The 22,435-nt window shown below is 37.7% G+C and carries 14 protein-coding genes and 1 pseudogene; 9 read left to right on the top strand and 6 right to left on the bottom strand.

Features of this window, described 5'->3' with window-relative positions; all coding sequences use genetic code 11:
* The first annotated feature begins 13 nt into the window (after window positions 1-13).
* Window positions 14-472, top strand: a complete 459-nt coding sequence (locus H1A14_RS07975) for a hypothetical protein (protein WP_194775710.1) — start codon at window positions 14-16, stop codon at window positions 470-472.
* Between the two features lie 495 nt (window positions 473-967).
* Here H1A14_RS07975 and H1A14_RS07970 read toward each other — a convergent pair whose 3' ends face one another.
* Both H1A14_RS07970 and H1A14_RS07965 read right to left on the bottom strand, forming a co-directional pair.
* Window positions 968-1,588: a hypothetical protein gene (locus tag H1A14_RS07970; protein ID WP_194775709.1), complete on the bottom strand. Its 621-nt coding sequence runs from the start codon at window positions 1,586-1,588 to the stop codon at window positions 968-970.
* Window positions 1,573-1,899, bottom strand: coding sequence for a hypothetical protein (locus H1A14_RS07965; RefSeq protein ID WP_194775708.1), 327 nt, complete (start codon window positions 1,897-1,899; stop codon window positions 1,573-1,575). The genes H1A14_RS07970 and H1A14_RS07965 overlap by 16 nt, the downstream gene beginning before the upstream one ends.
* A 277-nt stretch (window positions 1,900-2,176) precedes the next feature.
* Between H1A14_RS07965 and H1A14_RS07960 the strand changes: the two are divergent.
* A pseudogene (locus tag H1A14_RS07960) lies at window positions 2,177-3,085 on the top strand (IS1595 family transposase).
* A 270-nt stretch (window positions 3,086-3,355) separates the two neighbouring features.
* Here the strand turns inward: H1A14_RS07960 and H1A14_RS07955 are convergent.
* The 3 genes from H1A14_RS07955 to H1A14_RS07945 all read right to left on the bottom strand — a co-directional run bounded on the left by H1A14_RS07955 (window position 3,356) and on the right by H1A14_RS07945 (window position 6,569).
* Entirely contained in the window at window positions 3,356-4,834 is a 1,479-nt protein-coding gene (locus H1A14_RS07955) for a PQQ-binding-like beta-propeller repeat protein (RefSeq protein ID WP_194775707.1), read from the bottom strand.
* Window positions 4,835-5,277: 443 nt separating this feature from the next.
* Window positions 5,278-6,105 (bottom strand): hypothetical protein, encoded by an 828-nt coding sequence (locus H1A14_RS07950; RefSeq protein ID WP_194775706.1) that lies wholly within the window; start codon window positions 6,103-6,105, stop codon window positions 5,278-5,280.
* A gap of 179 nt (window positions 6,106-6,284) precedes the next feature.
* Window positions 6,285-6,569 carry a hypothetical protein gene (locus H1A14_RS07945; protein WP_194775705.1) on the bottom strand — a complete coding sequence of 95 codons (285 nt, stop codon included), beginning with the start codon at window positions 6,567-6,569 and terminating at the stop codon, window positions 6,285-6,287.
* Window positions 6,570-6,781: 212 nt separating this feature from the next.
* Here H1A14_RS07945 and H1A14_RS07940 point away from each other — a divergent pair, with 212 nt between their 5' ends.
* The 3 genes from H1A14_RS07940 to H1A14_RS07930 all read left to right on the top strand — a co-directional run bounded on the left by H1A14_RS07940 (window position 6,782) and on the right by H1A14_RS07930 (window position 11,952).
* On the top strand, window positions 6,782-9,226 hold the full coding sequence (locus H1A14_RS07940) for an ABC transporter permease (protein WP_194775704.1): 2,445 nt from the start codon (window positions 6,782-6,784) through the stop codon (window positions 9,224-9,226).
* A 70-nt stretch (window positions 9,227-9,296) separates the two neighbouring features.
* Complete coding sequence (locus tag H1A14_RS07935) at window positions 9,297-10,652, top strand: serine hydrolase domain-containing protein (RefSeq protein ID WP_194775703.1); 1,356 nt, start codon at window positions 9,297-9,299, stop codon at window positions 10,650-10,652.
* 670 nt (window positions 10,653-11,322) lie between these two features.
* Entirely contained in the window at window positions 11,323-11,952 is a 630-nt protein-coding gene (locus H1A14_RS07930; RefSeq protein ID WP_194775702.1) for a response regulator, read from the top strand.
* A 2-nt stretch (window positions 11,953-11,954) separates the two neighbouring features.
* Here the strand turns inward: H1A14_RS07930 and H1A14_RS07925 are convergent, their stop codons facing one another.
* Window positions 11,955-15,362 (bottom strand): sensor histidine kinase, encoded by a 3,408-nt coding sequence (locus tag H1A14_RS07925; RefSeq protein WP_194775701.1) that lies wholly within the window; start codon window positions 15,360-15,362, stop codon window positions 11,955-11,957.
* A 370-nt stretch (window positions 15,363-15,732) separates the two neighbouring features.
* Between H1A14_RS07925 and H1A14_RS07920 the strand changes: the two genes are divergently transcribed.
* From H1A14_RS07920 to H1A14_RS07905, 4 genes are all read left to right on the top strand, one after another.
* A complete protein-coding gene (locus H1A14_RS07920) occupies window positions 15,733-16,086 on the top strand; it encodes a hypothetical protein (protein ID WP_194775700.1) in 354 nt (117 codons plus the stop codon).
* A 348-nt stretch (window positions 16,087-16,434) separates the two neighbouring features.
* Entirely contained in the window at window positions 16,435-17,028 is a 594-nt protein-coding gene (locus H1A14_RS07915; RefSeq protein ID WP_194775699.1) for an ABC transporter permease, read from the top strand.
* A gap of 593 nt (window positions 17,029-17,621) precedes the next feature.
* Complete coding sequence (locus H1A14_RS07910) at window positions 17,622-20,792, top strand: SusC/RagA family TonB-linked outer membrane protein (RefSeq protein ID WP_194775698.1); 3,171 nt, start codon at window positions 17,622-17,624, stop codon at window positions 20,790-20,792.
* Between the two features lie 11 nt (window positions 20,793-20,803).
* Window positions 20,804-22,255: a RagB/SusD family nutrient uptake outer membrane protein gene (locus H1A14_RS07905; RefSeq protein WP_194775697.1), complete on the top strand. Its 1,452-nt coding sequence runs from the start codon at window positions 20,804-20,806 to the stop codon at window positions 22,253-22,255.
* The last annotated feature ends 180 nt before the right edge of the window (window positions 22,256-22,435 follow it).

Genomic DNA, 22,435 nt, shown 5'->3' with positions numbered 1-22,435 from the left:
TTAACGTCATGGCATGACTGAAAACCAACCTAACAGATACCTTTATTGGGCAGGAATTCTGACAGCCTTTATTTCGGTCATGCATATTGGGATCGTACTGGGGGGCCCTGATTGGTACAGGTATTTTGGTGCTGGAGAAGGCATGGCCCAGCAGGCTGAAGCAGGCTTGGCCCTGCCGGCCATAACCACCTTAGGCATTGCTTTAATTTTGGGAATATGGTCGTTGTATGCTTTTTCCGGTGCTGGTCTGATTGGTAAACTTCCTTTGCTGAAGCCTGTTCTAAACATTGTATCGGGTATATTTTTGCTTAGAGGCCTGTTGGGAATTCCATTTGTACTGTTTATGGATCATCCTTACCTAAATGAACTGCAGGAAAAAATGACCTTTATGGTGGTGAGTTCTTTGATATGTTTGGGTTTTGGGGTTTTGTATTTTTTAGGTACGGTGGTTAAGTTCAAAGTGAAAAGTTGAAAGTAAAGAAGATTTGAGAACGGGTAAACAGAAAACAGGATATCAGGGAATCGGGTTGTTAAAGGGCAGTAACAAGAATAGGGATCAGATTCAATGAATACTTGGATTTTAGCCAAAACCAAACGGATCTTTTTAGATCCTAACAAGCTAATTGACCCTGCTGATTTTGATAAATTTTTGGGAATATAAGCTGCTTAAAGAAACCACATTTCTAATGATGTCCATTTTTTGATTAAAAATCAAATATTCAGAATTGTGAAATTTTAAGAAAATTTCTTTTTTACTTTTAAGGAAATGATTTAAAAATATGGTTAACAAATTGTAGAATTATAGGCAGTTTTAAAAAATAATGAACGATAAAAAATGAAAAGAAGAAACAGCAGCATATGGGTTTCTTATCCATCAAAATAGCAGTGTTTTTAATGATTCAAATATGATGAGGGTTACCTTATTTTAGTAACCTTCATCATATTTATAAAACTTTAAGGATATTAATTAAATTGGAATACATGTGCCGTCAGATGATCTACATAAATGATCTGGAGGACAGGGAACATTAGGGCATCCATCAAAATCCGGTAAAGGAACACAACTTCCATTTTGATCACAATAGTGAGAAAGCACACAACTTATTCCACAGCAGGGATTATTGCTGTTCTCACAAGGATCAACAAACCCGCCGGAATTAATTATTTTATTAAAATAATATCTAGCTTTATCACAAGCATAAGCGGCTGCTGCTCCTGCTCCTACGATAATTAATAAGCCTCCTGATTTAACTATTGTGGCACCTGCTTTAATACACTTTCCGGAATAATAGACGAACCAACCAAAGTTTATAAAATTTTGACCTCCTACAATAATTAATCTTCCATTTGTTGTTTCTTGATATGCATGACCTAATTGCTTTACTAAATCAAAATTTTTTCTGCCTGTATCAGATAAATATAAAGCCTTGGTTGCCTCAATATGTAATAATAAAAAACTTCTTTCTTCATTATTTAAACTAAATTCATTGTTTATTCTTGAGGAGTAATCATTTAATACAACTAGAGCTTCAGCAGGGTCTTTGCTGGTTAAAATTATATTATCTATAAAATCTATTTCCTGATCCAAAATGAATTTTCTTCAATTTTAGGTTCGCTTAAATTAAAATCTCTGAAATTGTATGGCATATTGTTTAATTCCAAAATCTGCAGATACAATTCATATTTTTTTTGTAAATCAAAATCTTGACCATCAGAATCATCAATCAAATAATTGAAAATTTGAAGGAAATCATCATCTAAAGAAAAATTTGAAACCATCTCTTGTTTGGCTAAATCATCTTCTGTCAAATTCGGCAAATCTTGATCTTCGGATTGGCAACTAACAAAAAAAATGATCCAAAGAAAAGTCATTAATGAAGCAATCTCTCTTTTTTTCATAACATTAGTTTTTTTAGTTTGAATTTTAGATTAACATAATTGAAATATTTTTATATTGAACATTAATTATCTAAAAGATATAAAAATTATAAATAATCTTTATACTTAATACAAACTTATTTTTAAAAAAAAAGGTCTTTTAATTCTATGGGAACGTTAAAAATAATATGATTATACATGTATCTGTATGGTTGCACCTAACAAATTCTGACAACAAGTATCATTAAGTTGCAGGTGCATTTTGCAGGTTATTTCTTGTTTAAAAATAAGAAACATTATTGCCATATTACAATTCATGCAGTATTTCCAAGATGAGTCCAATTGTAAGACCTATATCAAAGAGAGCAGGGAAAAAGCCGGAATATGCTGTAAATCAGGTAATTCCATCACGAGGCATTTCTAGTTCAGTGCTGGGAAATTCTTTGAATGCAGCCATTGCAGAAGGAGAAGCTCCCTGAAAAGCGAAACTGCAATAGAGCATAGCAAGATTTCGCTCCATACCTGGGTCCTGGCGTTTATCTTCATGTCAGCGACCAGAAATGGCTTTTCCTGCCTTAAATTGAAAAGACAGATAGGCCTGTCCAGGTACGAACCGCTTTCAGGGTGATGCATAAATTACGTGTAATGAAGGGCAAAAGGGATTCTCTGTACACATTGAATGACATGATCGAATTTGAGGACTGTTTTGTAGAGGTTGCAACCAAAAGACAAGTGAAGAACAACCTAAAAAGGGTAAAAGGGACCCATAGGCAGGCAAATGTTGCCGTGGCCGTTGAATCTACTCCTATTGAAGACCCAAAAACAGGAGAGAGAGTGACAGGGTTTCTGGGTATTATAAAATGGAAGTCCTCGACAAAATCGATTCGGAACATGTCATTAAATTCATCAAAAAGAATGCAGTGGGAAATATTGTTCTGTTTACCTATAAAAACACGTTTTATGTAGATATTGTAGACACCCATTATTTGGTTATTTCTGATAAAGTAAGTGTCAATGAAACTCTGAAATGGGTAAATAAAGAAATCAGCAACCTTAAAAGAAACTCTTGGGAATCCAGCACATGATCACATACAAATATTTGCAGAACTACCTCAATGAATTTGTATATAAGTTAAACCGAAGATACTTTGCTGAAAGGCTTTTTGACCGATTGGTTGTTGCATCTGTTCATCCATACGTGCAGTGAAGCGGATACACGTATTTTTTATTCTGTTTATTTAAAATAAATGTATTATATATTATGATTTTTGAATAAATTTTTATAAAAAAATATCCCCATTCCACCATTCTTTTATGATGAAAAGATATTACCTAACCCAGTCTGGGGGTCCTGTCCGGATTAATATCCGGGTTTCTTGTTAAGTAGGTAATACAGACCGTACTTTAATTGTTGTAGGTGATTGACGTAACTCCTTATCTAAAGTATTAAAGAATATTTTGATCCAGTTTTTAACATTTACTCCCTCCCCATATACCTGCTCCCCATGTAGGCTCCCCAAGTGATGGGTTGGGTAATTGGGATTTTTGTTTTCAACAGATTGACCTGCATGTCGTCGAAGGCATAGGTCCTTGCTGAGTTTGTACTGTGGCAAAACACGATGTCGAGCATTCTGTCTCCGTCAAGATCACCGATCCATGGGGTTGAGGAATTGTTGTGACCGGGTAAAAAAGGGATCAACGCGGTGTTTTGATTCTCGGTAAAATCTATCAGGAAAACTGAATTGGAAAAAAACTTTTTTCCTGCCTCGTCTGCCTCTTCTTTGTTGACGCTCAGTAAAATTTCCTCGGTGCCATCTCCGTCCGCATCAACAATCAAAGGTGAAGAAGTCTGAAAATTTCCCAATGGTTCATTGAATTTGATCTCTCCTGTCTGACCATCAATCAGCACATTTTTGTTTTCAAAAAATGAAGGCCATACGCCCGAATTGCCCACCACAAAAACATCCAACTTGCCCTCTTCCAAAAAATGTCCCACTGCCGGCATGGTATATATTTCAGCCCCATAGATATTGGTTTGCCAGAGTTCCTTTTTGGATTGGCCATCAAAAGCAAAGACATTTCCGTCTACTGAGTTGGCTACGATATCCGCTATACCGTCACCATTTAAATCCACCCATACTGAAGGGGCAATAAAGCCCTTTGCCCTCCTACTTACAAGCTGTGTGGAATTGCTCAGATCACCATCTAAAACATCCTGCAGCCTGCAAACATAAAGACTTCCGCTGACCGTCTCCCCTCCTGTTCCGAAAGTTAGCTCTATGTCTTTGGTATTTTCTCCGGAGGATAAAGTCACCGAATAATAGGTTTCCTTTCCGTCAGGCATTTCAGCTTCCTGAATGATTTTTCCATTGGAGCCATCCAAGATGATCAATCTTCCCACGGGCCGATCCTCATCATAAGGTGCTTTGCGCACATCGCCTCCATTCGAAACGAGGATTTCAGGAATGCCATCATTGTTTTGGTCTGGAATGGACTGGGGATTATAGAAATTAAAATATTTGACCTGAATGAGGCTTTTATCAATATGTTGTGAAAACTCCCAGATCAATGCCCCGGTGGCACCATCCATTGCCTGCAAGGTGGCTGACCTTCCGCCAATGATGATGTCCTCGATATCATCTCCAGTAATGTCCATGAGCAAAGCTGATCCAAAAATCTGGTCAATAGCAGGTCGGTTCCAAAGCACATCCCCTGTTTTTCCGTCCAGCGCCACGATAGCGGTATCGATGGGTTGGAATTCCAACCTTCCCATCCCTACGATGATATCCAAGACTCCGTCTTGGTTGAGGTCGGCTGTCCTTGGGGAAGAGTGGGTTCCAAGGTTTGGAAATGCTGAGGCCCATGTTAAATTACTGTTGGAATCAGGCTCATCCAATGTATTTGCCCTACGATGCTCACAGGAAGACATCAAAATCAACACAAAGACCAAAATCAAGTTTAAAAACTTAGTATGGCACTTTTCTGTATATATTTTAATCATTTCCACTTAACCCTCTCAAGACAATATTGTCTTTTGAAAGTATGGTATATTCAACGGTTAAGGATATGATTTTTGATAAGTGGTTATTTGAAATCCTATTTTTACTTTTCTCAGTGAAACATTTGCGAGTTAGACCCAAACTGATTCCCTCATATTTCCAAGATTTGGATTAAGTTACCTTTTATAGTAAAAATTATGGGAGTATCTATAAAAAGGATACATTATTGGATCTTTCTGTATTGAAAACAACCATTAACTGCTGCATCATGACATGAATTTTGACTCTATGAAAGTGTTTTTGGGCTTGCAGGTGGTTATATATTCATCTTGAAAGGAAATGCACTGAAAAATTTTCATGGAATTACATATTGCCTTTAGACGGATCACACAAGCCCTGTTTACCAATTGTCTGAATAACCTGTATTGTTTCTTTCCCTATTTCCCAACACGATAAACAGTCCCGCATTAATGGTGACAAGCTGCAACTTTGTCCGATATGAGGTGCCTGCATGGTACTCATGAACCACATTTGGCTGGGCCTCACTTGCAAAATCAAAAGTGACATTTTCACCCCGGTAAGTAAATGTGGTGCTGGGCTGGTTCAAATTCGTATAACTGACCATTCCACCATTTAAGTAGTTGATGCGTAGGTCCAATAAGGCTTTTCTTTTAGGGATGGATTTGATGGGATGGCTCAAGTCAAACCTCACCCCCCCTCCCATGATGAGATTTGATGTCCGGTCTCTCAACAAAGTAGTTGTCTCCAAAGGTTTTGGACAATCCGAGGTGAGCTCTTCCCTGGGATCTATGATGGACAGGTCCGTGGATAACCTACTGATTCCTCCCCCAAAAAGCACATATGGCTGAATAAAACCCTCATCAAAAATATCATACCTCAGATAGAGGTTGTTGTTTCCAAGGTAGTTGTATACCTCAACGTTGACATTACCTTCATAACCATTATCAAAGCGGTACATTTCTTCTTTTTTCTGATAACCATATTGTGATTCTGCAAACTGAAGACCAATGCTGAAATTTGTGCTCGGCAACCGGTAGGCGATGTCCATAGAAAATCCATGTGCCGGACGATTGATAAAATTACCCATCATTCCGGTGGGTGTAGAGTTGAGATATCCTATTCCTACCTCAAATTGCGCAAAGGAGAAAGTCGGCAACAAAAGCAAAGCCATCATCAAAGAAGAGAGGTAAATGGTGAGGTTTTTCATAGCTTTTTTGGTTAAAAGAAAGATGTTTTGACAAGGAACAATTCCAGAAGTAGGAATAATTATTTGTACGGAAAAAATAAAAAAAGGCTGGGAAATTTTTAAAAATAATTTTTAGTAATAGCGATTGGTAAAAATAAAAAAGGCATAAATACGGTAAGAGCAGTTGAAAATTTCATATTTTAGAGTAAAGCAAAAAACAATTGAAGCCTGCCAATCATCGAAAATTTCATTGAATGTTCCAAGAAAGTAAAACCGTTTAATTGTGGCACTTCAAAATTGGGGAAAACATGCGGCAGCCATAGGCGGATGGCTTTTTGCCCTTCCAGGCTTTTGGTGTATTGAGCAACAAGTTTAACCTGAATATGCCTCCAATTGTAATCATCTGGAAAGGCATCCTTTCTGGACCACCAATGGGTGGCAATCCATAGCTGGCTGGTTGACTGGTTTGAGGTGGTTTTTAACATCTAGTCTCCGCCAAGGAGTAAGGTAATACTAGCCATTACTTTCAATAATCCATTTTGCTCTATAAATCTTTTAACATTGCCCGTACCCGAACGAAAATGTCCGAATTTTGCTCCTGTATTTTGAAGGGAGAGCCAAAAGGACCTTTAGAGGTAGATTAAATCTGGCATTGATCTAGAAGGTGGAATATTAGCTTTCAACAGAAATAAACGCCATGATCAAACATTATCTCTACATTGCCATCAGAAACATCAGGAAGAATCTGGGATTTTCATTGATCAACTTTTTGGGATTGTCGATTGGCCTATCCATATCCATTATAGTTTTGTTATTCGTCCAATTTGAATGGAGTTTTGACAACTTTCACGAAAAGGGAGACCGCATCTTCAAATTGAAAAGGTTTGAGATGTTTGATGATGGGATGGCACAATCTTTTTCCACTCCTTTTTTGCTGAAGGAGGTGATGCAGGAGGAGTTTCCTCAGGTTCAGAAAGCTACCCGTTTGATGCAGTCCAACAGGGCCATCAAACTTCCTGATAATACCGAAAACAGGCAGGCCATTACCTTTGTAAGTTCTGAATTTTTGGAAATATTCGATTTTAGACTAAAAGAAGGGATGAGGGTACCACTCTTCTCCGATAAATATGACATCATCTTATCTGAAACAGCGGCTGAACGCTATTTTGGAAATGAAACAGCCATGGGAAAGGTGGTCGAAATGCAATTGATGGATGATTTTATTCCCTTTACGGTAACAGGAATTATGGAAGATGTCCCTAACAATTCCAGTCTTGTGGTTGAAGTGTTGATATCGGACGATTTGGTGAGAGACTTACAATCCGATGCATCACTTAACAATTGGTTCAATGTAAATACAGAAACCTATGTGATGACCAATTCTCCCGAGGACAAAGATGCGATATTATCAGGTATAGAGCCCATGATGCAACGTGCTTTGGGAAACAACTATAAGCCCGGTAATTATTATTTCGAGCCGTATGCATTGAATAATATCCATTTCCATACCGGAGAAAATCCAGGAAATACAAGCGTTACTAACCCGCAGATGCTTATTGTGCTGCTTGCCCTGGGCTTGATCATATTGGTTCTGGGTTCCATCAATTTTACCACCATGGCTATTGGTAAAGCTGTGGTAAGAGCTAAGGAAGTGGGAGTGAGAAAATCCCTTGGCGCTGAAAGAAAGCAACTGGCCATACAGTTTCTTTTCGAATCCATGGTGATTACCCTGCTTTCTTTCTTAATGGCAATTCTCCTTTCCCTCCTGCTTCTCCCCCAATTCAATGTCCTTTTCAATACCAACCTCACCATCGGCTTTTCCTGGGCGCAGATGGGATTAATGGTCACCTTGCTGGTATTGCTTACAGCCATGGCAGGAGGCTTCCCGGCATTTTTCATGTCTGGCATGAGGACCATCAATGTGCTGAAAGGGAATTATTCCATCAGTTTTGGAAAACAGGGTTTGCGAAAAGGCCTGGTTGGTTTCCAGTTTTTCCTTTCCTTCCTGATGATCTCCTGCACCTTGGTGATGTACCATCAAATGGATGTTTTGAAAAACCATGATTTAGGCTTTAAAGCAGATCAGGTTTATGTAGTGCCGGTAATAGCGGAATACTCCGGGAATTTGGTCGGAGGGATGAAAACCACTTTTGAGAAAGCCAACATCTACAGGGAAAGACTGCTGGAAAGGACTGAAGTGGCGGATGCTGCCTTATCTGTTTCCATTTTTGGCAACGGGGACTGGTGGCGGGCCGGTTTTACCAATTCGGATGGCAAACAGTTTTTCTTCCAACTGAATTTCGTGGTGGGAGATTACCTCAATACCATGGGGATGGAAATTGCCGAAGGCAGGAATTTTTATGAAAACATCAACCTGGATTCCAGCGCCATCATGGTCAACCAAAAATTTGCAGAACAGATGGGCTGGAGCAGCTTAGAGGAAGCAAGTCTGCCCCCCAGCGCAAACTTTGATTCCCATGAGGTGATTGCCCTTCTTGAGGACTTTCACCATGCATCCCTTTATGAAGAAATCGCACCGGTTTTGATCTCCAAAAATCCCCGCTTGATTTTGGAGGGGATCAATGACATAGAAATCAGCAGGACCAATGGGATGGTCCTGATAAAAAGCAATCAGTCAGACTCCAAACGGTTTCTTGCGATGCTGAAGGAGGAATACAACAAAATTTATCCAGGTGAAAACTTTGAATATTACCCATTCAATGAGTTTGTTTTTGAAGCCTATCAAAATGAGGAAAGGCTGGGCAAAATGGTTACTTATTCAGCACTTTTGGCAGTGATAATAGCTGTGATGGGTTTGCTGGCCTTCACTGCTATGACCATAGCCGGGAGATTAAAAGAAATAGGTATTCGAAAAGTATTGGGCGCTTCCTCCGGTTCCATTACCTGGATGTTCAACAAGGAATTTTTGAGTATCACACTGCTGGGTATCATTTTGGCCATACCTACCGGAATGTGGCTGATGCAGGATTGGTTGCAGCAATTTGCAGTAAGGGAATGGCCGAGTATATTTACCATCGGCATAACCATTCTGATAGGAATGGCGATCACAGCCTTATTGGTTAGTTTTCAATCCCTTTCAGCCTCATGGATTGATCCAGTCAAGTCGATTAAAAGTGAGTGATGTTTTTCTTTAAGAATGATAGAAATGCTACATCAAATCAATAGTGGTTCTGCGAACCCCGTTTAAAAACATGAAAACAATAATAGTTATAATTTTAGGTTTTTTATTCGGAAAACCAGCTTACTCCCAAGAAAAGAAAGAGCTTGTATTCAAAATTGATAGTATAGTAACCCCCCTAGTAAATACGAATAACTTCAGTGGTTCAATTCTAGTCACCCAAAATGGAAATGAGCTTTTTTCAAAAGCTTATGGGAAGATGAGTCAGGAGTTTGAATTGGATAACAACCTAAATACCAAATATTTCATAGCTTCAGTTTCTATGATATTTACATCAGCTGCTGTAATGAAACTAAATGAAAGCGGGCTGATAAAACTGGATGACAAAGTTTCGAAATTCCTTCCACACTACCAACACGGTAATAAGCTGACTATAGGCGACTTACTTTCTCAACGGTCAGGCATCCCGGCAATCGGAACTAATGGAAACGTTAATTATGACAGTATAACTAAGTTTGAACACAACAGTGAAGAATTATATGCCTATTTCAAAGACTATGAATTGCTATTTGAACCTGGTTCAAAATACAATCATGGGAGGTCGGATTACATTATCCTGGCATACATCATAGAGCTAATTACAGGAAAATCTTTTGGCGAATATTTGCAGGATGAGATTTTTACCCCTCTGGGTATGGCCAACACCGGTCATTTTTCCACTGAGAAAGAAATTATTAAAAATCTGGCGAAAGGATATGCCCCTAAAAATCTGTATGATTTAGAAACAGCCTTTCAGATTGACTGGTCATCAAAAACCGGGCATGGATCCATATACTCCACTGTTTACGATTTGCGAAAATTTGCCCAAGCAGCTCTTGACAATGATTTTCTGACAAAGGATTCTTGGAATAAGATTTTCCAAAATCATGGAGACAATGTCGGTTATGGTTGGTTTATAAGAAAACATCTTCATCGGGATTTATTTCAGATGAATGGAAGGTCACCTGGCTTTTCATCTTATTTGGGAATTTATCCGGAAGAAAATTTAATTGTCATCGTCCTCTCTAACAATTACATCTCTTTACCCGCATCGCTAGGCGGTTCAATTGCCGCAATGACTATGAACGAACCATTTGAGGGCCTGAACCTCACCGACAAAACCCTTACTCATAACTTTGCTGAAAAGCTAATAGGTTCATACAAATTTGATGGTGATTTTTACAGTCCCAATATTGAACTAGAAATTACATTTGAAGAGGGTTATCTAATCTCAGATTGGGGAGGATTGGTTCCTATCGATAAAGGAAACGAAAATTTTTTGGAGTATATTTTAAGGACTTATTGGTCTTCAATTGAATTTGTTGAAGGTGAAAATGGTGAAATTACCCAAATGAAATACGATGATCATATCGGATTAAAAGTAAAATAATTAACAATGGTTTCCACAACTATCTCTCGCTAATGGTTGGGAATTGCTTTTAGAAATGTCTGCTCATTTTAGTGGTTTTTTAGTATAATAGCACTTTGCATTTAAATATTTTAATCAGATTCGACTGGTCTAAGTACTATGGATGGTTTTTGATCAGAATTTTTTTACTTCAATACCGTCGGCCTTAAGCTAACCTATCATTTGGTCAGTGTGGAAGATTGCCAAAAAATCATGTGTGAATTTTTTACTAATACAATTTACTTGACAACAGGATCAAAATTATACCCCAAAATGGGGGTGTGATCACCAATAATTTTGTAATAAGTTTGATTATCTGTTGTATGCCCCATGTAACAGATAAGTTCTTAGAAGCAAAAAACTTTCTTCATACGGGGCTTAAGTTTAACAGTATTAATAAATTTAAAGAAACCCATTTTATGGGTTTCTTTTTTTGTTATTTACAACTGACCTGTTCGGTTGTAAATATCTGTTAAACTAAATCAAATTTTTGTCAATATTTTTGATCTTCTTACGAAAATTATCGTACTATTATATAACCCATAAAAAAGCTTACTTGATTTCTCAACATTTATAGGCTTGATAGAAAAAACAAAGGTTTTTATTACGGAATTTTAAAATATTAAACAGCGGAATTTATCATTAAAAGAAAATGGATTTTATAAAAAGAATAGTTTTGATTGAAGATGATTCCGAGCTCAAGGAACTGTATAAACTCATTCTGAAAAGTGTGGATAGATATCAATTCGTCAATGCATATGAAAGTTGTGAAGAAGCCTTTTCAAACCTACCCAAAGATAAGCCCAACATCATTCTGATGGATATTAATTTATCAGCAGGAATCAACGGAATCGAAGGGACAAAATATGTTAAGTCAAAATTTCCCCATATAGAAGTTGTGATAGTTACGGTCTACGATGATTCAGAATTGGTTTTCGAAGCCTTAAGGGCCGGTGCATCAGGTTATATTACCAAAAGCTCTAATTACCTGGAATTAATATCCTCGTTGGATGAGTTGTCCAAAGGAGGTGCACCTATGAGTTCCAAAATTGCGAGGTTAGTCATCAACAACTTCCATAGTAATCCTCACTCACCCTTATCTGAAAGAGAAAAAGATGTTTTGAAATTAATTGCTGAAGGAAAATCCTATTCCCAGATAGCGGATATTCTTTTCATATCAAAAGAAACCTCTAAAACACATATCAAAAATATTTATTCCAAGCTTGAAGTAAACTCCAAATCTGAAGCCATAGAACATGCAAAAGCTAAAAAATACATCTAATTTTAGGCTTTGATCCGGATTCCGATAAGACTTCCATTTCTGCTTTTTAATATCAGTTCGCCCTTACAGCGACTGGTCCTAAATTGAATGTTTTTCATGCCATTTCCGTTGTTTGTAAAGTTTTTATCTATCCCGATACCATTATCCTTAACTAGAAACAACAGATGAGGTCCACGTTGTTTTATCTTTAGATGGGCTTCAGTAGCGTTTGCATGTTTTAATACATTGGTCATTATTTCTTTCATTATAAGAAGAAGGTCCCTCACTAAGTTCGGCTTTAAAAGTATGTTTTCATGAATATCCAAGTTGCACTTAAACTCGATAGCGGAACCATCAAACAGCATTGCGCCAAAATCCCTTAATTGTATACTAAATTCCTCCACTCTGTTATTTTCCTGATCTAGTGTCCATATGAAATCCCTGGTATCATGGTATAGGTTTTTAGCTGTATTCTCAATTTTCCCCATTGTTTCCGCCCCTGTTGGAAAATCGTTTAATTCTATTTTAAGGACAGAAATCAGCGCTATGATTTTGGCAAGTTTATTCCCTACCTCATCATGAAAATCCCTATGGATATTTTTATACACCGTTTTGAGTTCATCTTTTAGAAACTCCCTTTCGGAAACATTTCTTATGTTTAGGACATATCCTTGAATTATTTGTGAATTCTTGTAGAATACCTGTTTTCCCAATATTTCAACCTTTACTTCTTTCTTTGTTGTTCTATGTGATAGAGAAAGAATAATTGGAGGGGAATGGTCTTCAACCTGGGTTAGGTAATCCGTTAGATCTTGTGAAAATTGTTCATCTGGAAGCAGATGGGTTATTTGTGAATTGGTGAGCTCTAGAGATGAAAAACCCAACATTTGTTCAACACTGTCTGATATTAACTTGATCGCAAAGTCCGGTGAGAGTAGGCAAACTATATCTTGCGTATTGGAAGAAATTAACCTTACTTGGGACTGAAATATTTTTTTTAACTCTATGGTTTTTGTGAGCTCTTTATTTTTATTGTGTAGGTCTAAGGTCCTATGTTGTATTTGTTGTTCTAGGTTTTTATTGATTTGATGGATCTCTTTGGTGCGGGAATCCACTAAATTCTGAAGTTTGGTGTTATCACGAAGTGTCTTTCTTTGAAACCATACATACCCCAGATAGACAATACCGACAATTAATAAAAATAGGGCGATAATGAATATTGGATGAAGCCAAAAAGGCTTTAGGATCTTAATTTCTATGGGAAGTGTGTAAATACCCTGATCCCCTTGGCTATATAGAATGTTAGCCAAAATACGGTACTCTCCTGGGGGGAGATTGGTATATTGTACATTCCCAAGATTCATAAAGGATCCCCATTCTTTTTCATATCCAAGTAACTTGTACCTTATGAGGGTATGTTGAGGCTCTTGGAAATTAACAAGATTTACCTGAAAGCTCAGGTTGTTTTGGCTATGTGAAAGTAAAAGTGGCTTCAGTGCATTTTGGTGATTTCTTATCGGGATTTTTTGATTGTTGACAAAAAAGTTCTCCAGCCAAAGAGGGCTTTTTGTCCTAAAGCTGTAATCACCTGAAATTTTAAACAGTCCCCCTACTGTCCCTATCAATAAATCACCGTTTGAAAGGTGGGAAAGGGAGTTGTAGTTGACTTCGTGTTGTCGAATTCTTTCATCATAAAGTAAAAAACTACCGTCTTGATAATGCCTTTCTATTCCCATTTCAGTACCTATGACTAAGCTGTGGTCCAATGCGATGGATACAGAATAGATATTTTTACCATTCCTACTGTAAATTTCCCTGATAATGGAATCCTCCTTAAAATCGTAAAGGTAAAGTGTACCGGATGAGGTACCAAGCCAAAAAATTTGATCTCCAGCTGATGTAAAGCTGATAACCTTTCCTTTAAGACCTTTTAGCTGAAATTCTCGAATGCTCGTTAAATCAGTTTCATATAAGTTGAAATAATCTCCATAAACTACATGGTTGTCATTTATCACGTGAATTTGGAAAATATTTCTAATCTTAATTTCAGAACCTTCATTATAGTCTTTTATCAGATTGAAATCACTATCAAAAAGATACATTCCTCTCTGACTACCGACATATATTTGTTCTTTCCATGTAACTATACTGGTGATAACATTTTTGTCAAAAACCTCGTGGAAGTAGGCATTAAAATTTTCCTTTCCAAATTCCTTTTTTAGAATGAATCCATCTCCTCCAATATACAGCGTCCCTGAATCCTCATCTACTCCGGAAAATAAAGTGCCTCCATTTAAATTTCCCGGAATCTGAATCGGGATGATCTGATCGTTTTCAAAATAATAAAGTCCTCTATTTGAGGTGATTAGAAATTTATCCAAAGACTTTTTTAATCTGAACACAGAGTATATCTGGCCAATTCCAGAGTCACCGAAAGCATATTGGATAACCTGTTCATCATATAACTTGTATAGTCCATTGCCATAAGTCCCAATCCATAAAATACCGTCTTTTGTCTTTGTGATTACGGAAATGTCCATATCAGTGAGTTGAGGTGAGGTATTTACCTTTTTCAGCCCCTCTTTGCTTAGGATAAATAAACCTTTGTTAGAGCCCATCCAGATACTTTGATCATCTTGATAAAACACAGTAAATAGACCATCTGGCAGAGATGGGATTTTTTTTAGAAGCTTGTATTCTTCTTTATCCAAATATGAAATAAAGCCCTCTTCAATAAGCACCAATGATTCATCCAGTTCAAAAATCTTTGCAATTCCTCCCTTAGATGTTCGAAATACAGATACAGGATTATTGCCAAATGGATCTGAAATTATTTGGCCATCTCCCAATATTGCTAGCGTTATTTTGTTTTTAAGATGGACAACCTGAGTGATAGGTGAAGTATCAGGAAGCTCGGAGACAATGAATTGGCCCATTGAATTTTCAGCTATAAAATTGCCTCTATAATTGCTCACCATCATCTTATTGGGGGAAATTTGATAAAAGTTTATAATTGGAGAGTCGTCCTTAAATATTAATTCCAATGAGTCTAACCTACTGTCCCATCTGAATAACTCTCCAGAGGTAATGAAATAGTGCTTATTATCTATTAATTTAAGTTTTCGAATGACTGGGAATTTGTCCAGGTTTTCTGATACCATTGGTGAAAATTCATGGCCTTCATATGAAATGATTCCGGCCCCAAAGGTGGCAAGCTGTAGCCGCCCCAATGAATCCACCGCCAGGTCATTTACATAGTTAGGAATTAACCCTTCTTTTTGACCAAGATGGATCAAAGGCAATTGTTGGAATGTATAAGGGGTCTCAACCTGAGCAATTGCTATGTTGAATAGGCATAAAAAACACCCTACTATACATTTCATTAAATTTTTAAGCATCCCGGGTTTTTTCATATTGTTCTTTACAAACAAATGAATTTACTTCATTTTTATTTCACCCAAATTGGGGGATTTTGGCATTACGATCAACAATTTATCTTAATGTTTTTTTTGACAGGCTGAGTAACTTCCAGGAGCACAAATACAGGAGTAATCCAATTAGATAATCACAGTAAACTTTTCAGTGAATTGTAAAGCCCCGCTTCTATCCCATTCCTATGGGAGGAAATCAAAAAACCAAGTTGTTTAAATTTGATTAACATTCTTTATCCCCAAATTAGGGGTACCACTTTGGATTAAATCCCCCTCAATTAGCGTGTTTTTTAACCTTAATCCTCCTACTATATTCACTTATAATTATTTATAGAAAGTAACTGACCTAATAACTTAAATAAAACAGGCTATGAAATTATCAATCAACATTTTAGCAATTTGTATTCTCCTTGTTTTCAGCAGTGCAACAGAAAATAATGAAGTTACAGGTGAAGCTTTGTCTCAGGTGAAAAGCAGATTTGAGAAAGTAAAAGTATACGGCCAAGCCAGTACCTCCACGGAGATCATAGCTACACTTGAAAAAGATGAAACCATTGATTACCTCCGTAAGACTAAAATGAATGGAGGCGTATGGTCGATCGTAAAGGTAAATGGAAGACCAGGATATGTGCTTACTTCTGAAATATATGATGAACCAAAACTTGTTGTTAGAAATAAAAAGAAGAAAGCAAAGGGCCAGGTGTTATCCCTAACAGGTCAATAACTTTATCGTTACGGCTAAAAATTATCAAATTAAATTTTCAACCTTTATTCACTTAAGGGCACCGATATAAATTTTGCCATCCAGGTAAATGTCATTCACATTTATAATTGCTGCAATTGAATTAAATACTTAATTATTGCTTCATTTCCCCCATTTTTTGAAGCATTTTTAAAAATCAACAAATATTTAAAATACAATTTGTCCGTTAACGGATAATCCAAGTTCACTTTTGGACATAAGGGTTTTCAATTTGTGCCTCTCAACTTCAGAAAAAGGTCTTCAAGGATGGCATGAATCGTGTTTATTATTTTGGTGTATGAATTTTTTGTAACTAAAATAATAGGATACATGAAAGCTATAGATAAAATAATTTGGGTGAAAGCTGTTTTGATGTTTGTTTGTATTGGCTCTTTTTCAGATGTTCTTCTTGCACAAAATTCTAATTTGACAATGATTACTTCAGAACAATCTGTTGAATTTGTGGATTTAAAAAAATTTGGCGTGAAGGAAAATTATGATAAGATTGATTCTTATGAAAACAAAGAGCATAAACCGCATTCCACAGAAACCAATGCATCTTCGGTCAAGTATGAATTTGTCTTTTTTAATTTGGAAACCGGATCAATATCTGATTTAAGAACCATAGAGGGAGGATTGATATTTTTAGATAAAGAGCAGTTTAAAAACATGGGATTAACTTTATTGAAGGGAGATCCCAATGTGGTGTTTACCAGCGATTTCAATATTTTTATTTCAGACAGAATAGCCCGCAAATACTATGGTGATGAATATCCGATTGATAAAAGGTTAATTCTCGATGGAAAATATTTGGTTTTGATCAAAGGCGTGTTTAAAACCAAAAAAAACAGTCTTCCAGTGGAATTTGATTTCATTGCAGGCCCTATTACTCATCAAAAGATTAACAAGGTGAGGCAGATGTAAGCGGATCAAATTATCTATTCATCGTTTTGAATCATTGACATTTGATTTTTTGTCCTTTAACATGGATGTAATATTCAATTATACTATTCAAAGCCCATCTTTTCACAAATTCTGAAATCATTTAAATTCATCCATTATTTACAATTCATCGATTGGATTTGTCCTTAATTTAAATGTATTTCTTACTCATCTTAATTGAGATTGACATATAACCAAACCGACATAATCAAACGCATTTTAATTAATTCGGACCTAATACATGGGATATGCAAATGCTATATTAAGCTTCATGTAGGTATGCCATGATGCCAGTAAAATGGTAATTCAATTAATTCCTGCCAGCAAACTGAAATGTCCGGTACATATTTGACCGACGACAAGCGGGGGACTTCGGACTTCCGACCCGTTTGAAGAAGAATATTGGGTTACTGGCAAAGAAGCGGATTTTCAAATTTAGCTTTCTTTTAACCTCAATTAAGTGATTTTTTAACATTTTTTATACCCCTTTTTGGGTGTTTTTAAAAGATAAGTCACCGTCTATTTTTAGACTTTTCAATGAAGGTCATTGACACAAACAATTTAAAAAAAAGTTTATGAAGAAAGTTTTACTGCTGTTTCTAATGGCAATAACCGTCCATTGTGGACTGTTTGCCCAAAGCAGGCCTCTAAGTGGAAAGGTGATTTCCTCAGAAGATGGGGAAGGCCTCCCGGGAGTCAATGTATTCGTTAGGGGTACCAATACCGGTACTGTATCGGATATAGATGGGAATTTCAGCTTATTGGTGCCTGAAGGTTCATCAGAGATTAGTTTTAGTTTTATTGGATTTATTTCCAAAACCGTGCGTTTGGATAATAGCAACACCTTGGAAGTAACCATGGATGTGGACACCAAAACACTAGGCGAGGTCATTGTAGTAGGTTATGGTGCCCAATCAAAACGAACTGTCACTGGAGCGATTTCCTCAGTTGATGGAGAAACGATTCGAAATGTACCTATACAGAGTTTTGATCAAGCTTTGCAAGGTAGAGTAGCCGGAGTAAATATCACTACTCCAAACGGAGTCCTTAACAATCCACCTGTAATCCGTGTCAGAGGTGTCAATTCGCTGAGTTTAAGTTCTTATCCTTTGATTGTAATCGATGGCGTTCCGACTTTTTCTGACAATGATCGGGATGCTACAGGAGCAGGACTTTCATTCAACAGTGCAGCCAACAATCCTTTAGGCAATATCAATCCAAATGATATTCTTTCTGTAGAAATATTGAAAGACGCGGCAGCAGCTGCCATTTATGGCTCACGTGCTTCCAATGGTGTAATTCTTATCACAACCAAAAGAGGAGATCAGGGTGTGTCTAAAGTGACATTCGACTCTTGGGTGGGCAGGACGGATCCTGTTAGACTTTTCGATCTCCTGAATGCTGAAGAGTATATGATGATTAAAAATGAGGCCAGGGCCAACGCTGGGCAGGAAGCAGCATTTTTTCCTTTTACTGATGCAGACAATAGAGTTGTTGACACCAACTGGTATGATGAGGTCATGAGGAGTGGTATATCACATGCGCACAACTTAGGCATCTCAGGTGGTAATGCCCAAACAAATTATTACTTCTCAACAGGGTATACTTATCAGGAAGGGATGATAAAAAGAAATGATTTTGAGAGAATCACCGGAAGATTGAATATTGATCATAAGGTATTTGACAGGTTTACTATTGGTGCCACCATGAATTATACGAATGCGGTAAATAGGGCACCGAATACAGGATCCCTTCCTGGACAGACTTTCAATACCTCCGGTTTAGGCAGACTTCCTTTGATAAGTGCACCCAATGTACCTGTATTTTTAAATGATGGCAGTTATAACATTACCCCGAATAATCAGCTAGGACCAGGAAATAATCTAGTTCAATCTGGTTTTACCAATCCAGCACCCATTTTGGACCTCAACAGAATGTCATCCGTCAATAACCACCTTATGGCATCTATATATGGAGACATTCAGATCATCAACGGTTTAAATTTCAGAACGACATACGGTATAGATAGGCTTAGTATTGAAGATCAAACCTTTTATTCCAGTCTTCATGGAGACGGTTTCGGTAACGGAGGACTGGCTGACAACCTTTATCGCTCGATGAACAGATGGAATTTACAAAACACCCTGAATTACAATACAGGTATAGGGGATTTAGTAGATGTCAATTTGCTTCTTGGAAATGAGCAGCAATATACGCAGGATGAAAGATGGGGTGCAAGAAGAACTGTCGTTGCAGATGATTTTTTTGATTCCTTTCAGGGAAATTTCACCACAATAATTCCAATTGGAAGTATCCAAACTGAAAATTACCTCGCATCCTTCTTTACCAGGGCCAATTTTACTATTGCCAGTAAATACCTGCTTTCTCTCAATGCAAGAAGAGATGGTTTTTCAGCTTTTGCAGCAGGGAATAAATTTGGAAATTTTTGGGGTGCTTCCGCAGGCTATATCATTTCTGAGGAGAGTTTCTGGAAAAATTCCAATATCGGGAGACAAATAAATTATTTTAGATTCAGAGCTAGCCACGGATTGGTTGGAAATAACGGAGTCAATAATTTTGCATCACTGGGCCTGTATGGAACAGGACTGTATGGTCCTCTTCCTACCATCCTATATACTCAACCAAGTAATCCAAACCTGACGTGGGAAACAAGTAAGAAAACTGATTTGGGAATCAACTTCTCCTTGCTCAAAAACAGGATTGAAGGTGAATTTACATGGTACAATAACCTGGTTGATGGATTAATATTACCTGTTCCCCAGGCACCTTCAAAAGGCGTACCTGATAACGCTGGTACCATGCTTGGAAGTGGTTCCATTGATACCAACATTGGTTCTATGCTCAACCGTGGGATTGAGATGGCGGTAAATTTCAAGGCAATTGAAAAACAAAATTTCAGTTGGGATATCAACCTTAATTTCTCCACACTGAGGAATGAAGTATTGTCTTTGGAAGCGGAAGGTTCTCAGATTTTAACCCCTACTTCTTTGGAAACTGTTAACATTACCAAAGTCGGACAATCTGTCGGAAGTTTGTTTGTAGTCGAAACAAGGGGAGTCAATCCTGAGAACGGTAGAAGGATTTTTGTGAAAAGGGGGCCCAATGGAGAAGAGACTCTGGTCCAATATGAACACCTGGGAACAGGCTGGACTACCTTGGACGGTCAACCCACCCCCCAACCCACCCAAAATGCCGATGGAATAATCATGGGTCCCGTACTCCCTACATGGTTTGGTGGAATTGACAACACATTCAGATATGGTAATTTTGACCTGGGCATTTTTGTTCAATTTTCAGGTGGAAATTACATATACAACGGTACACAGGCGGGTTTGAGGGATATGCGTTTTTGGAACAACCACAAAGATGTTTTGGACCGATGGACTCCTCAAAACACCAACGGAACTATTCCAAGGGCAGTTTATACCGATAACGTATCCAATGGAAGTGCCTTTCCGATCTCAGAAAATGTCGAAAAAGGAGATTTTGTCAGAGTTCGAAATCTAAGTTTAGGTTACTCGATCCCTTCCCAAGTTGCCCAAAGATTAAAAATTTCAAATGCAAGGATTTATGGACAGGTTCAGAATGCCTTCCTATTTACAAATTATTCCGGATCTGACCCTGAAATTTCAACCAACGGAAATAACCCCACTGCCTCGGGCGTTGACAGGAACTCATTTGGTCAGGCAGTAACCTTTACCCTTGGCATAAACATAGGAATCTAAAAGAAACAAACATGAAAAAAATATATTATAGCAGCTTGCTGGCTTTGCTGATTCTGATTTCAGCATGTAACGATGAATTACTCAACCCGATTCCGAGAATCACGTTTTCTGATGCTGTAGTTTTTGATACGCCTGATAAGGCAGACCAATTGCTCAATGGCTTGTATGCAACGCTGGGTTCCGGACAATTTTATGGTAGTAGATACTTAGTATACAATGATATCAGGGGCGAGGAGTTTATAAATCGTACGACCAACGTTGTAACCGGACTATCTACCTGGCAGCATACTTTGGTATCCACAAATAATGAGGTGCAGAATCTTTGGTCTGTTGCTTATTTGCTAATCAACAGGGCAAATATTTTTATGGACGGGGTATCCCAAAATGCCGATAAAGTGGGAGGCCAAGAAAAAGTGATTCTATATCAAGCCCACGCAAGATTCTTAAGAGGTTTGACCTATTTCTCTTTGTTGCAGTTATATGCAAGACCTTACGCGGACAACAATGGTCAGCAACCCGGTTTACCCCTAAGGCTACAGCCCGAATTAGACAATGCAAACAATGCATTGGCAAGAAGTTCGGTTGCAGAAGTTTATGCACAAATTATTGAGGACCTAAATTTTGCAGAACAGAATCTTGAAGATTCGAATGGATCCCCGCTGGACAATACCATTAAGGCGCATAAAAACACAGCCATCGCCTTGAAAACAAGGGTATACTTGGCCATGCAGCAATACCAGAATGTAATAGTGGAAGCAAATAAAATTGTGAGCCAAACCGCTCCTTTTGTGGCCTCAAGTGGGGTTAATCATGCTTTACAGCCCAATATTAATGATGTATTTGCAACTCCATATACCACTACGGAAAGTATCTTTTCAGCACCATTTACTGAATTGGCACTACCTGGTGTACAAAACGGTCTGGGAAGTTATTACAATCCAGGTCCCAGAGGTGTCGGAGATTACTCTATCAATGAGGAAGATGGGATATTTTCGACGACAGTTTTTGATAGACAGAACGATGCCAGGTCTTCATGGATATTTGATAATCCCAGCAATGATCTTCCTTACCTGAATAAATTCCCGCGTGGTCCACAACACCTGGATTATGCCCCCATCATCAGGTATGCGGAAGTATTGTTAAACCTTTCTGAGGCCTTGTCAAGATCGGATTCAGATCTTCCGCGTGCGCTTTCTTTACTTAATGCTGTTAGAACAAGGTCAAATCCGACCTCGCCTTATCCAGCTTTTGGATCATCAGAAGATTTAGTAGAAGCAATCATGTTGGAAAGAAGGCTTGAACTAATAGGTGAAGGATTTAGGTCAATTGATTTGCTTAGGACTTTGAGCCCTATTCCAGGGAAGGAAAATATTCAGGCAGTGCCACCTAGTTCACCTAATTATATTTGGCCGATATCAGCCGATGAATTGCTCACAAATAGTTTGATGACCCCAAACAATTGATGATCATTTTTGTGAAAAAATTGAGAGGAGGTTGCATTTTGCAGCCTCCTTTTTTTATGCTTCAGTTTAGATTTTAAAGGGAGAAGATAAAGGTGTAATCCCCCTGACTTTATTTCGAGTCCTTCTTGCTTGTTACTTTTTGTTTTTTTTCCTTACCTCAGACATTGTAAATCAGTCATC

It is taken from the genome of Pararhodonellum marinum, from assembly GCF_015354735.1.
Taxonomy (GTDB): domain Bacteria; phylum Bacteroidota; class Bacteroidia; order Cytophagales; family Cyclobacteriaceae; genus Pararhodonellum; species Pararhodonellum marinum.
Note: the sequence above shows the minus strand (reverse complement) of the source record. Positions and strands in the feature narration are given on the sequence as shown.

Excerpts from the sequence above, each read along its gene's own strand:
- H1A14_RS07945 (WP_194775705.1), bottom strand. The coding sequence starts at position 6,569 with ATGTTAAAAACCACCTCAAACCAGTCAACCAGCCAGCTATGGATTGCC.
- H1A14_RS07930 (WP_194775702.1), top strand. The coding sequence starts at position 11,323 with ATGGATTTTATAAAAAGAATAGTTTTGATTGAAGATGATTCCGAGCTC.
- H1A14_RS07935 (WP_194775703.1), top strand. The coding sequence starts at position 9,297 with ATGAAAACAATAATAGTTATAATTTTAGGTTTTTTATTCGGAAAACCA.
- H1A14_RS07950 (WP_194775706.1), bottom strand. The coding sequence starts at position 6,105 with ATGAAAAACCTCACCATTTACCTCTCTTCTTTGATGATGGCTTTGCTT.
- H1A14_RS07920 (WP_194775700.1), top strand. The coding sequence starts at position 15,733 with ATGAAATTATCAATCAACATTTTAGCAATTTGTATTCTCCTTGTTTTC.
- H1A14_RS07965 (WP_194775708.1), bottom strand. The coding sequence starts at position 1,899 with ATGAAAAAAAGAGAGATTGCTTCATTAATGACTTTTCTTTGGATCATT.
- H1A14_RS07905 (WP_194775697.1), top strand. The coding sequence starts at position 20,804 with ATGAAAAAAATATATTATAGCAGCTTGCTGGCTTTGCTGATTCTGATT.
- H1A14_RS07975 (WP_194775710.1), top strand. The coding sequence starts at position 14 with ATGACTGAAAACCAACCTAACAGATACCTTTATTGGGCAGGAATTCTG.
- H1A14_RS07915 (WP_194775699.1), top strand. The coding sequence starts at position 16,435 with ATGAAAGCTATAGATAAAATAATTTGGGTGAAAGCTGTTTTGATGTTT.
- H1A14_RS07910 (WP_194775698.1), top strand. The coding sequence starts at position 17,622 with ATGAAGAAAGTTTTACTGCTGTTTCTAATGGCAATAACCGTCCATTGT.
- H1A14_RS07940 (WP_194775704.1), top strand. The coding sequence starts at position 6,782 with ATGATCAAACATTATCTCTACATTGCCATCAGAAACATCAGGAAGAAT.